Consider the following 12,153-nt stretch of genomic DNA (forward strand, 5'->3'; position numbering starts at 1 on the left):
TTACAGTGAATACCTCAGGTACCGCTGCTGACGGGATTCATACCAAAGCGGGTGGTGGCTTTGTTGTCATACAGAATTATCATTCAGAAACAACGGGATCCAGTGCTGACGGTATCAACCTGGGCCGAGAACTCAACAGTGGGATAAATCTCGCTGAAGTAACGATTAATGGTGATGCTGAAATTATTGCGAGCGGAATGGGCATTCGCGCTAACTCTTCCTCAGAAAATGAAAATGCGAAAGCAACAATAACGATCAATGGAAATGCCGATATTACCACCACGACTAATGGTGGAGGTGACTCAGGTTATGCTGTGTTCGCGGGTCAAGATACTGGGGTAGCGGCCCTCTTCAAGACGGCGAAAGGAAAGGCAGAAATTTACCTTAATGGTGACAGTAAAATAACGACCACCGGAAATAACGCCCATGGCGTTTATGCCAGGGGGTTAGGTATGATTTCGCTGGGGAATGTTGACATTTCAACAACCGGCAATACCGCAAATGGTTTGTATGCCTCTTCAACGACGGCAAATAAATTAGCTGAGATTTATCTTTCCGGTGATGCCGATATCACTGTGGGGACCGGCTCTGCAATTTATGCAACAGGCGCATCAGCAATAATTAAATCTCATGACGTTAGCACTGGCAGCGATATCTCGGGTGTTTATAATATTAATGGTAATATTCTGAGCGCAAGCAAAGCGTTAGTTTCCCTTAACATGGCAAATGGCAGTCAATTCGTGGGGATTACGGATTCCAAACTCGGGGCTTCAACGGCGGGTACCCTCAACCTCTTCATTGATGGCGATAGCAGCGTCTGGGAAATGACCGGGAATTCAAACCTCACTTCGCTGACTCTCGATAACGGTAGTACGCTGCGCTATGGTGCGGTCGCTGATATCAATACCACTGATTTTGTGCTGGGAGCAGGCGGCGGCGCTGTCGATACCAATGGTTTCGATAACACCCTTGATGAGTTGATTACCGGCTCCGGTTCCCTGAGTAAAACTGGTGAAGGCACGTTGATTCTGACTGGCATCAACGAATACACCGGCGGAACAAAAGTGGAGAAGGGCACATTACAGCTCGATGCGACCACCACGACATCTCAGGTCAACCTGAGCTCTGGCGCGGCAAACATTGCGCTGGAAGCGACGCTTGCGGCACTCGCCGACGGCGAATTTACCTTTAACAACGTTCTGACCGGTGAGGGCACCTTAAGTGCATCGAATCAGGGCGAAGCTTTTCACTTATCTTCAGATGTCGGCTCTGACTTTAAAGGTACCGTCGCGCTGGCCAATAACACCTTCACGTTAACCGGCGACAACACTGCTGCCTTAACGCAGGCCACCCTGCAACTTGATACAGGCAATATCACTACCATTGGCGACGGCAGTGCGGCAGACAGTGATCAACGTATTGGTGGCCTGACTTTCAACGGTGGTATGGCTATTTTCAATGCTGATGCGCCTGCGGACAAAGTTGCCGTCAGCGTGATTACGGCGGATAACCTTGATATCTCTGGTACAGGTACGGTACAGGTTAATGTTCCGGCGGAGTTTAATAACACGCAACCGGTTCCAGATACTCGTCTGCCGCTGCTTGAACAGGACGATCAGGGTGCAGGCGTGAAATTAGTCAACGCTAATAGTGTGACCGGCACGGGCGGAAGCATTCATTTAGTGGATCAAAACGGCGATGCGATCTCTGACGCGCGTACGTTGGATCTCACGCAAAATGGTATCAAAGTCGCCGAAGGCACCTATGATTTTGGCCTTACCGCCGGGACCGCTTCCGACGGGTTATATGTCAACTATGGCCTGCAACAGGTCAATTTGCTGGCCAGCGGTGATGACGCATTGGTCCTGGCACCTGCCGCTGGGGCGACGGGCGCGGCGACCGATTTAGCCGCGAAGGTGATTGGTGTGGGCGACCTGGCGATTACCGCTGGTGCCGGGCAACAGGTATCACTTTCTAACGGCAGTAATAGCTACACTGGCGCAACGGATGTGCGTTCCGGCACGCTGGTGATGGCAAACAATAATGTGTTGGGGCAAACCTCTTCGCTAAATCTGGCTGCGGGTACCGCAGCAGATATGCAAGGTCATAGCCAGACTATCGGCGCGCTTAATACGGCTGCCGGAAGCCTGATGACTATCTCTGGATCATTGACTATCTCCGATAGCCAACGCACTGCGGGCGATACCTTTGGCGGCGCAATTGAAGCGGGAACGCTGGCAGGTGATGGCGCTCTGACCATCGACCCAAGTGTGGTTATTGTTAACGGCGATCAGACAGCTTACACGGGCGAGATTGCGCTTAATGGTGGTTCAGAACTCAAACTGAACACGGCAAGTGCTTTTAATCATGCCCAGAGCATCACCCTGACGGGCTCGGATGACACGCTCACCTTCGGATCACTTAGCCAGGATAATGCAGCATGGACCGCTTTACCGACAGGAACCGCGTCTGTCGCGATGGTGGGTGAAGGTAAAGTACAAACGCAGGCCGGCGCGGATATTACGTTATCAGGCAATAACAGTGCGTTTGCAGGGTTGTTCCAGATTGACAACGATGCGACGCTACAGGCTTCTCAGGCGCAGAATCTGGGCACCGCCAACATCATTGATGACGGCACGCTGATTTTCAACAACGGTCAGGACTGGACGTTAGCCAACACGGTGACCGGCAGCGGGCTGGCGGTGAAAAACGGTGCAGGAACCCTGAGCGTCGGTTCGTCCATGTCAGGCTTCAGCGGTACCACTCAGGTCGCTGCGGGCTCGCTGGTGGTCGGGGAAGAAGGCTCTGAGTCCTCTGAACTGGGCGGTGACGTTGACATTACAGATGGCGGAATTCTCTCCGGAACCGGCACCGTGGCTGGCGTGGTGAACAACGCAGGTATCATTGCTGCTTATAACGCCCTCACCAGCCTCACGGGCTACGGGAGTTCAACAAGTGCGACCCAACTTAACCTGGGGATGCTGAACAATACCGGCACCGTACAGCTGGCAGGTTCTACAGTTGGCAACATCCTTACTGTCAGTGGTAATTACACAGGTGACAACGGTACGTTAGTGATGAATACCGTTCTGGGTGATGATAACTCGCTGACTGATAAACTGGTTGTGATGGGAGACACAGCGGGTACCACGAATGTTGTGGTGAACAACGCGGGTGGCAGCGGTGCGAAAACGATTAACGGGATCGAAATTATCGACGTTGGTGGACGTTCCGACGGCGATTTTGTTCAGTCCGGGCGTATTGTTGCGGGTAGTTACGAATACTTCCTCGGGCGCGGTACAGGAGGAAATGCCACTAACTGGTACCTGACTAACACGCAGCCAACCGACCCGGTAGACCCGGTAGACCCAGTTGATCCCGTTGATCCGGTCGACCCAGTCGATCCAACTGACCCGGTAGACCCCGTTAATCCAACTGACCCGACAGGCCCATCAACATATCGTCCGGAAAGCGCTTCTTATATCGCTAACCTGGCGGCGGCAAATACGCTGTTTAACACCCGTCTGCACGATCGTTTAGGCGACACTCAGTACACGGATTTACTGACCGGTGAACAGAAAGTTACCAGTCTGTGGTTGCGTCAGGTTGGGGGACACAATCGCTTCGATACCGCGAAAGGGCAGCTTAAAACGCAGAGTAACCGCTATGTGGTGCAGCTTGGCGGAGACCTTGCGCAATGGAGTACTAACGGCCTGGATCGCTGGCATCTCGGGATGATGGCCGGGTATGGTAATAGTAAAAGCAATACTAAATCCAATGTGACGGGCTATCGTTCACATGGTCAGGTTACGGGTTATAGCGTGGGCTTTTACGGTACGTGGTACGCGAATGAAGCGGATAAAACGGGCACCTATCTGGACAGCTGGATCCTTTACAACTGGTTTGATAACAAAGTCTCGGGACAGGGCCTGGCGAGTGAGAAGTATGACTCTGACGGTATCACTGCCTCTGTTGAAGCCGGTTATAGCTTCCTGCTGGGGACGGATGATACTGGGCGTTCCAGCTACTGGCTGCAACCGAAAGCGCAACTGACCTGGATGGATGTGCAGGCGGATAACCATACGGAAGCAAACGGAACGCGAGTGAAGGATAAAAGCGACGGTAATCTGCAAACGCGGTTGGGCATGAGGGCTTACATTAAAGGCCACAATGCCATCGACGAAGGGAAAACGCGTGATTTCCAACCGTTCGTCGAAGCTAACTGGATCTACAACTCGCAGACCTATGGCGTCAAGATGAACGGTGTCACCAGTTACCAGGAAGGCGCACGTAACCTCGGTGAGCTGAAAGTTGGCGTGGAAGGGCAGTTGAATAAAAACCTGCAGGTTTGGGGGAACGTAGCACAGCAAGTGGGCGACAAAGGCTACAGTGATACGCAGGGAATGCTGGGCGTTAAATATGCATTCTGATAACAAGGCGTAGCAATAATAGCGGGCCGTTCTATCTGAGCGGCCCGTTTTTTATGGTTAAAGCGTGAAGATTTCACAGGTATTTTCTAATAAGGTAAAAAAGCTTTAAACCGCAACCCGCCGCGCTATGCTGCCTGAAGAGACTGCTATGATTCGAAAGGAAGCCGATGCAACCCCAGGCCTGGATTTTCTGTTTCGCCCCACTCATTTTTGCCCCAACGCTTTCTGCCGCTGAAACCACAGACTATTTCAAGCGTATAAGCTTTCACTCGCCCACCAATTCCGGTTTTCGCACCGCCAGTATTCTAAGCGCCGGGTTTACCGGGGCCACGGTCACCATGAGCAGCAATCACGAAGCGCTCAATCTGAATGATGTCGTCTTTAGCGTTGCCCATGACTGGCTCGACATTCGACCGCATCAGGAAGGGCGAGTAACGCTGGTGATGAAACGGCAGCCACAGGAACATGAACTTTCCAATACCTTGACGCTGCGTAACCGCAAGACGGGCAATACGCAGCACTATCCTTTCGTTGTGAATACCTGGCTCATCGGTGAGGGCACGGTTGATAATAATTTTTCTACCGCCCGCGAACGCTGTCAGCGAATGGGGGGGCGGTTGTTAACGACGCGCGAATTCCGTGAGGTGTCGAGGAAATGGTTTGGCTTGAGTCACGGTCAACTGAGCGAAAGGTATCCGCAAGCTCGTCTCTTCCACCCGCAGGCGCAGGCAGGCGGCAGTTTCTGGGTGCATGAAGCGAAAGCGTTACACCTGCATACGGGGATTAAAAGTCATCAGCGAGGGATTAGTACGATTTGTCGGTATAATTATGCTGGTGCGTTGTAGGTCTGGGCTGGAACTTTTGAGTATGGCAAAGAAATTTTTCAAAAATAATCGTATTACCAAATTAAGTGGCACTGGCAGTGTACGCATTACCAAACTGTTGAATGCCATCCTTCCTGCGGGGCCAAAGGTTGATCGCAGCGGCCTCATGTTAGAAATTAAGCGTCAACTTGCCGTTGGTAAAGATGAGGAATATATCCTCCGCAATGTTCCTAAATCCGTTGCTTATGCTCGCTATCTAAAGGCGCAAGCCTCCACCGAAAACTATCGAGAATTAACGCGGGAAACACTGGAGAAAGCGGAGGCCAAACGACAGCAGGTTGAGGTCCACCAACATGAAAATGAGCAACTGGAACAGGAACGGCGTTTCCAGATTGTTGAATGCCATAAAGATGAAGCTCTGCGCCTTGCCAGTGGCGGGGTGATTGAAAAGGGTGTGCCGTATTCGAAACAGCTTCACGAATGGGTGAGTGGCCTTCGGAATCAAGGTCTTCCAGTACAGGAAATCATCGCGGCTATTCTCTCCTCATCCATTTTTGAAAAGTACTGCTTCCGGCGTGATGCTGTCGGGAAAATCCAAAAGGGGAAAAAAGCCGCTACTAAGGCTGAGGACTTGCAGCGTTTGGAGGATCTACATAAAGCGTCACGCCTTCGCCGTGAAGAAGAAGAGCGGAAGGCTAATAAAAAACGCATCAATGATGAAGCCAGCCGTGAAGATATCCACGAAAAATTGCGCCAGATTCTACCGACGCATCTGCTGCTCGAATTCCGTTTACAGTTCCGCGGCACCGCTGAAACTATGCTCGAAAGCGCCCGTGATTTTATGGCTGCACGTGTGCATAAACAGGTACAGCCAGCACCAGTCAGTCAGCCTATCGAACCGATAGATATGCAACAACCGGTAGCACCCATTGCAGAACTTCCTGTGAAGCCTAAACGAGAAGGCAATAAAGTGGAGATCATCACTCGTCCTGATCAGGTGGAATTCACCGAGACAGTACGTCTGAACTGTTTTAATTGTTGCGTGATTTCCGGTGTTCGCACACGCCAGCGCACGGAAGCGGCCCATCTTGTGGAGCACTGCAATGACGGTATCGACCATTACACTAACGGGCTGCTTATGCGCGTTGACCTGCATCGCTTGTTTGATGCGGGCCTGATGGCGATTAACCCAGAGACATTGACCGTTCACTTTGACGCGGCAGTGTTGGCAGACGATCCCGACCTGGCGCAATTTGAAGGTAAGCTCATTGCTGATACCCAGCGTCCGATTAACCCGGCTTACCTGCTAGCCCGCTGGGCGGAATTCAGTCAGAATGCAGCGTGAAGGGGCTGGCAATGACGAACACTCTTGTTTTTAAGCTGTTAGAGGTTGATAGGCTGCTTTGAGCGAGGAGCGGAAGTTGACACTAATCTGCCAACTTAAAAGATAGCTACAGCTGCGGTAGCTATTCATTCTTTAGTTTCCCTGAACCGATTTTTGACAACGCACTTAGCTCTTACCCTCAAGTCTCACAATCAGCGTACGTAGAAAATCCCTTAATCTCTGAGCCGGAACTGACAACTGTTGTCCGGCGTTGGTGACCACGCCGACGTCCATGTAGGTGATGCAGTCCTCAATCGTCCGGCGAATGACACGCTGACCGTTTAGCGACCAGGGGCGGTAGACCAGGTCGGATAAGATGGTTATACCGTTGCCCTGGGCAACGAGGCTGCGAACAGCTTCAAAGGAGTTACTGCGGAAGTGGATGCTGGGTTGATAGCCAGCGTGCTGCCAGACTTGGGTGATCACCGTGGGATATTGGTCGGTTTCGAGCATCAAAAAGGGCAGCTTCTCGATATCCCGTAGTCTGATAACAGACTGACTCAGCAAAGCATGTCCCGGGGCGATCCACAACTGGCGCAGCGATCGAAGAATGGTTTCGACCACAAGGTTGCTATCGCGCTCAATATTTGAAGTGAGCAGTAGACAAAAATCAACCTGCTGCTGGCGCAGAGCGGTCAGCAGCTCAGGTGCCGTGGTCTCGAAATAGTCGATTTCCAGTAAGGGAAAACGGTTTTCAATGTCACTAAGCATTTCCGGTAGTAGGTATGCCGAGAGCGTCTGAGCTATCCCTATCCGCACTTTTCCGGCAGTCGTTTCCGGTTGGCGATGCAGATCCTCCAGGGCGATGTGGCTGTTGCTTATGATCGTGCGGGCATGTGTCAGAAAGCGCTCCCCTGCCAAAGTGAGCCGGATCCCTTTGGGCTGACGCAGAAAGAGCTGTGCATTAAGTGCTTCTTCCAGATTACGCAATGCAACCGTCATGGAGGACTGTGAAACGTGACAACGACTGGCGGCTTTAGACACTTGCAATGTTTCTGCTAAAGCAATGTAAAATTCAAGTTGCCGTAGGGTAAACTTCATAGTTTAAAACGATACCATCTGAGCAAAACTTTATATTAGCATCTCCATTTCCTTCGAGGTATTGTTCCGGGAACAAAATTGTATTATTGAGAGTGTGGTTATGCCTTATTTATTGCTTACTCTCGCCGCGTGTTTTTGGGGCGGGAATTATGTTGTAGGACATCTGTTAGTCACTCTTGTAGACCCTATTTTATTATCCTCAGCTCGCTGGATATTCACTGCTGTGTTGCTGGCAGCGCTCTATCACAGGCAGATTCGTGGGCAATGGAACGCTATGCAGCGTTCTTTTCACATAATCACTTTCCTGGCTTTGTTTGGGCAAGTATTATTTCCTCTAACCCTGTACGTTGGTTTGCAATATACCTCGTCGCTTAATGCTGCCATTTATTTGTCTACGACTCCGGCATTGGTTTTATTGATCAATAAAACCATTTTCAAAGAAAAAATAACAGCTCAGAATATCGCTGGGGTTATTATCAGTTCTTTCGGTGTGGTCTGGTTGGTGATGCAGGGGGATTTATGGCACCTGGATACCCTAAAGCATCTCAATCGTGGCGATCTGTGGACGATGGGCTCGGCAGCAAGTTGGGCGGTATATTGCGCATTTCTACGCCTTAAACCTCGTGAAGTAGGGGGGAATGCGTTTGTGACAGTTAGCGCGACGATAGGTGCTGTAGTGCTCCTTCCAATATTGATATTCTCTATGGCAAAAAATGGCATTCCGCCGCTTGCCGAATTTAGTCACAGCGGTTTGGTTATTGGTCTGCTGTACCTGATTATTTTTCCGTCGTGGCTCTCGTATTTGTTGTGGAATAAAGGTATTCAGTCGATTGGCGCGACGCGTGGAGAAGTGTTTTCCCATTTTATCCCGTTGAGCGGTGGTTTATTCAGCGTGATGTTTCTCAGTGAACCATTACATTTATATCATCTGGTTAGCGCGCTACTGATTATCTGCGGTATTGCACTTTGCTCAGGCAAATCAGCGAAAAGAGCATTCAACGCTATCGTGTCATAAACAAAACGCACTGTGACAAAAGTCACTTCCGCTTCTGGCACGAAGCGGACATTCCCAAATTCCTCACTATCCGCAATCAGCAAGCAGCCAACTTAACCTCTCACGTACAGAGCGAGTTCTAACTCGATGTATGAAACGCTACCGACGACCTCAGATCTTAAGCGCAGCAACGATCGCATCCTCCATTTTCTCTGGCGTGGTGAAAGGCGCAAAACGCTTAATTGGCTTGCCATCGCGCCCTATCAGGAATTTCGTGAAGTTCCACTTGATTCGTCCGCCGAGAACACCGGGTAATTCAGCTTTCAGGTAACGGAATATCGGATGTGCAGCGCTGCCGTTGACGTCCACTTTTTCGAACATCGGGAAGCTTACGCCGTAATTAATGTGACAGGTCTGCGCGATGTCATCGGCATTGCCGGGTTCCTGTTTACCGAACTGGTTGCAGGGGAAACCCAGCACAACGAAACCCTGAGCGGCATATTTCTTATAAAGTGCTTCAAGGCCTGCGTATTGTGGTGTGAAGCCACAATGGCTGGCGGTATTCACTACCAGGACCAGTTGACCGAGGTAGTCGGCCATTGCGATGTTTTGCCCCTGCAGACTGGTGGCGGTGAGTTGGTGAAAATCGGGCATCTTGATATCCTCAGCGCAGAATCCGTCTGGCAAAGACATGGCTATTTAGTATGGCGCAAGTGTGTGAATCATTTTTACAGAGTCTAAAAACATCGTCCACCGTTCATCAGTTCAGGGCGCGTGGTTACGTCATCCCACCCAAACAGCCACAGGCATTCGCTCCTCACCTTAAATTCCGCTATCATCTCCACCCATTTCCATGCCAGGCCGCGTCATGTCTACCCTTATCGACACTTTTATTGCTCCTCCATGCCATGACGATGTAGAGATTCTCTATCAGGATGAACATCTGCTTCTGATCAACAAACCCTCCGGTCTGCTCAGTCTCTCAGGCAAAAACCCGCAAAATAGAGATTCGGTGCATTACCGTCTGGTGCAGCAGTTTCCGGGTTGTACGCTGGTCCATCGTCTCGATTTCGGCACTTCCGGATTAATGCTCGTGGCACGCGACAAAGCTATCAATGCGGCACTGTGTCAGCAGTTCAGCCAGCGTACGGTGAGCAAGGTTTACACAGCGCTGCTTTGCGGGCATCTGCAAGATGATGAAGGCGTGATTGATGCTGCTATTGCCAAAGATCCCGCGCTGTTTCCTCTGATGTCGATCAACGCCTGCGAGGGCAAGCCCGCACGTTCTCGATATCGGGTGCTTGAGCGTATTTATCACACGCCGGGAGAGGGCGCGGCGCTACCCGTGACCCGCGTCGAGCTTATCCCGGAGACGGGGCGTACTCATCAGTTACGTATTCATTGCCAGCATTTGGGGTATCCCATTTTAGGCTGCGATCTTTACGGCGGGCAGCTTCTGCCGGGCACGGAAACGGTGTCCCGATTAATGCTCCATGCGAGTGAATTGCACTTTATTCACCCCGTTAGCCAGAAGCCAACCCATGCCTGCAACCCCAGCGCGTTCTAGGCCGGGCAGAGGGGGATGTATAAATTCAACATTTGTTTATTTTTATAGAAGTGTTTAATTTTTAAATCGCGATGCTATGATGTGCCCATACATCAGCTATGGGCATTGCATTATGACGCTTCAACGATACCCCTCCAGCAAGCCGTTTCCGTTCTCGGATATGGTGAAAGCCAACGGTTTTCTCTTCCTTTCGGGCCAGGTCTCCATGACGCAAAACGGTGAGCCTTTACCGGGTTCGGTCACCGAACAAACCCTGCGTATTATGGATTCCATTGAACAGACGCTGGCACTCGCGGGGGCGACGTTAAACGATATTGCGCGTGTACAGGTATGGCTCAGCGATATGGCGCATTTTGCCGAATTTAATGCCGCATATCGCAGCCATTTCCCGGACGGATTCCCTGCGCGTTCTGTTGTGACCAGCCGCCTCGCATTTGGGCTGGATGTTGAAATTGAAGTACAGGCGATTGAACCATGTCTAACCTCCTGAATATTCTGATGGCGTCAATGGATGCCATGCGCACCACGCTTGCGGCGAATACGGAAGCCGTCTTACACGATCTGACACAGCCTGAGTGCTCTGTTATCAGCATCGTCAATGGTCATGTGAGTGGCCGAGAGCCGGGCGATCCTTTGCTCTCCGGGCCCAATGATGATGTGGGCTTTTTGGGGCTGCTGGAGCCGGCTCAGCGTGTGCCTTCCCGCGTGTTCAATAATTACAAAACCACCACCTCCTCAGGCAAAGTGCTGAACAGCGCTTCGACGATTTACTACAGCGAGGATGGCGTTCCGTTGGTCGCTTTTTGCATCAATGTGGATCTGGATGTTGTGAATAGCCTGAAGCGCACGCTGGACTCGTTGTTGCCGACAGTGGCAGAGCAGGAAGCAGAGGATATGAGCGACAAAATTCCCGCGCAGTCCTTTGATGAAGTCATTGCCAGGTTTCGCCAGACGGGGTCAGAAAACAAAATTCAGTTTCGCAAACGCGTGGTCGCGGAATTGCAAAAAATGGGCTTCTTTAAGGTTAAAGGCAGCGTGGGGCATATCGCGCATGCGCTGGGCGTTTCGCGTTACACCATCTATAACTATCTGGAAAAAAATGATGAAAAACAATAATACACACAACATCCCATTTTATCAGGTTGATGCATTTACCGCCGAACCCTTCGGCGGTAACCCGGCGGGCGTGTGTCCGCTGAAGGAATGGTTGAGCGACGACACGCTACAGGCCATTGCCCGTGAAAATAACCTGTCGGAGACGGCGTTCTTTGTGCCGACGGAAGATGGCTTTCACCTGCGCTGGTGTACGCCTGCGGTAGAAGTGGATCTTTGCGGTCATGCGACGCTCGCCGCGTCCTGGGTGCTGTTTAATAAGCTGGGCTATTCCGGTAAAACGATTCGCTTCCAGACACGCAGCGGCGAGCTTAGCGTCTCCCGGCACGGTGATGAATACTGTATGGATTTCCCGGCGCAAAAGGCACAAGCCATTGATATCCCGGCAGGATTACTGGAAGCGCTCGGCATTACCCACGGCGTCGTTGGCGTCTGGAAAGCGGCTGATTTAATCGTGCTGGTCGATGACAAAACGATGATTGACGGCCTGTCGCCAGACTTTAACGCGCTCAATGTTTTTGATACGCGCGGCGTGATCGTCACCGCTGCCGACGATAAATTTGATTTTGTCTCGCGCTGGTTTGGCCCGCAGGTTGGCGTCAATGAAGACCCGGTAACGGGCTCCGCGCATACCTTCCTCGCGCCGTTCTGGGCGGAGCGCCTGGGCAAAAATACGTTATCTGCCCAGCAGGGTGGGGCGCGGAAAGGCACGCTGCGCTGTGTCGTCCGTGAGGATGACCGCGTTGAACTGTACGGCGCGGCACGCATGATGATTGAAGGAACCTTCAGCCTGTGATGAA

General features: G+C 51.4%; 10 protein-coding genes. 8 read left to right on the forward strand and 2 right to left on the reverse strand.

The window, feature by feature from the left end:
• The first annotated feature begins 452 nt into the window (after positions 1-452).
• The 3 genes from AC1MKH_RS09185 (at position 453) to AC1MKH_RS09195 (ending at position 6,599) form a co-directional block, all read left to right on the forward strand.
• Positions 453-4,430 (forward strand): autotransporter outer membrane beta-barrel domain-containing protein, encoded by a 3,978-nt coding sequence (locus AC1MKH_RS09185; RefSeq protein ID WP_276220306.1) that lies wholly within the window; start codon positions 453-455, stop codon positions 4,428-4,430.
• Positions 4,431-4,597: 167 nt separating this feature from the next.
• Positions 4,598-5,275, forward strand: a complete 678-nt coding sequence (locus AC1MKH_RS09190; protein WP_276220305.1) for a hypothetical protein — start codon at positions 4,598-4,600, stop codon at positions 5,273-5,275.
• Positions 5,276-5,297: 22 nt separating this feature from the next.
• Positions 5,298-6,599 carry an HNH endonuclease signature motif containing protein gene (locus AC1MKH_RS09195; RefSeq protein ID WP_276220304.1) on the forward strand — a complete coding sequence of 434 codons (1,302 nt, stop codon included), beginning with the start codon at positions 5,298-5,300 and terminating at the stop codon, positions 6,597-6,599.
• A 165-nt stretch (positions 6,600-6,764) separates the two neighbouring features.
• On the opposite strand, the gene AC1MKH_RS09200 is transcribed toward AC1MKH_RS09195, so the two are convergent.
• Positions 6,765-7,679, reverse strand: coding sequence for a LysR family transcriptional regulator (locus AC1MKH_RS09200; protein ID WP_327621849.1), 915 nt, complete (start codon positions 7,677-7,679; stop codon positions 6,765-6,767).
• A gap of 100 nt (positions 7,680-7,779) precedes the next feature.
• On the opposite strand from AC1MKH_RS09200, the gene AC1MKH_RS09205 reads away from it, so the two are divergent.
• Entirely contained in the window at positions 7,780-8,694 is a 915-nt protein-coding gene (locus AC1MKH_RS09205; RefSeq protein WP_276220302.1) for a DMT family transporter, read from the forward strand.
• A 150-nt stretch (positions 8,695-8,844) separates the two neighbouring features.
• On the opposite strand, the gene AC1MKH_RS09210 is transcribed toward AC1MKH_RS09205, so the two are convergent.
• Positions 8,845-9,327, reverse strand: a complete 483-nt coding sequence (locus AC1MKH_RS09210; protein ID WP_276220301.1) for a glutathione peroxidase — start codon at positions 9,325-9,327, stop codon at positions 8,845-8,847.
• A gap of 214 nt (positions 9,328-9,541) precedes the next feature.
• Here AC1MKH_RS09210 and AC1MKH_RS09215 point away from each other — a divergent pair, with 214 nt between their 5' ends.
• From AC1MKH_RS09215 to AC1MKH_RS09230, 4 genes are all read left to right on the forward strand, one after another.
• A complete protein-coding gene (locus AC1MKH_RS09215) occupies positions 9,542-10,240 on the forward strand; it encodes an RluA family pseudouridine synthase (RefSeq protein ID WP_276220300.1) in 699 nt (232 codons plus the stop codon).
• Between the two features lie 112 nt (positions 10,241-10,352).
• Positions 10,353-10,730 (forward strand): RidA family protein, encoded by a 378-nt coding sequence (locus AC1MKH_RS09220; protein ID WP_276220299.1) that lies wholly within the window; start codon positions 10,353-10,355, stop codon positions 10,728-10,730.
• Entirely contained in the window at positions 10,715-11,356 is a 642-nt protein-coding gene (locus tag AC1MKH_RS09225; RefSeq protein ID WP_276220298.1) for a helix-turn-helix transcriptional regulator, read from the forward strand. The genes AC1MKH_RS09220 and AC1MKH_RS09225 overlap by 16 nt, the downstream gene beginning before the upstream one ends.
• Positions 11,343-12,149 (forward strand): PhzF family phenazine biosynthesis protein, encoded by an 807-nt coding sequence (locus AC1MKH_RS09230; protein WP_276220357.1) that lies wholly within the window; start codon positions 11,343-11,345, stop codon positions 12,147-12,149. The genes AC1MKH_RS09225 and AC1MKH_RS09230 overlap by 14 nt, the downstream gene beginning before the upstream one ends.
• Positions 12,150-12,153 lie beyond the last annotated feature (4 nt).

It is taken from the genome of Pseudocitrobacter sp. CD920760, assembly GCF_057782505.1.

Bases quoted from the DNA above. Each gene is read 5' to 3' on its own strand.
- AC1MKH_RS09205 (WP_276220302.1), top strand. From the start codon at position 7,780: ATGCCTTATTTATTGCTTACTCTCGCCGCGTGTTTTTGGGGCGGGAAT.
- AC1MKH_RS09190 (WP_276220305.1), top strand. From the start codon at position 4,598: ATGCAACCCCAGGCCTGGATTTTCTGTTTCGCCCCACTCATTTTTGCC.
- AC1MKH_RS09220 (WP_276220299.1), top strand. From the start codon at position 10,353: ATGACGCTTCAACGATACCCCTCCAGCAAGCCGTTTCCGTTCTCGGAT.
- AC1MKH_RS09200 (WP_327621849.1), bottom strand. From the start codon at position 7,679: ATGAAGTTTACCCTACGGCAACTTGAATTTTACATTGCTTTAGCAGAA.
- AC1MKH_RS09230 (WP_276220357.1), top strand. From the start codon at position 11,343: ATGAAAAACAATAATACACACAACATCCCATTTTATCAGGTTGATGCA.
- AC1MKH_RS09225 (WP_276220298.1), top strand. From the start codon at position 10,715: ATGTCTAACCTCCTGAATATTCTGATGGCGTCAATGGATGCCATGCGC.
- AC1MKH_RS09185 (WP_276220306.1), top strand. From the start codon at position 453: ATGATTTCGCTGGGGAATGTTGACATTTCAACAACCGGCAATACCGCA.
- AC1MKH_RS09210 (WP_276220301.1), bottom strand. From the start codon at position 9,327: ATGCCCGATTTTCACCAACTCACCGCCACCAGTCTGCAGGGGCAAAAC.
- AC1MKH_RS09195 (WP_276220304.1), top strand. From the start codon at position 5,298: ATGGCAAAGAAATTTTTCAAAAATAATCGTATTACCAAATTAAGTGGC.
- AC1MKH_RS09215 (WP_276220300.1), top strand. From the start codon at position 9,542: ATGTCTACCCTTATCGACACTTTTATTGCTCCTCCATGCCATGACGAT.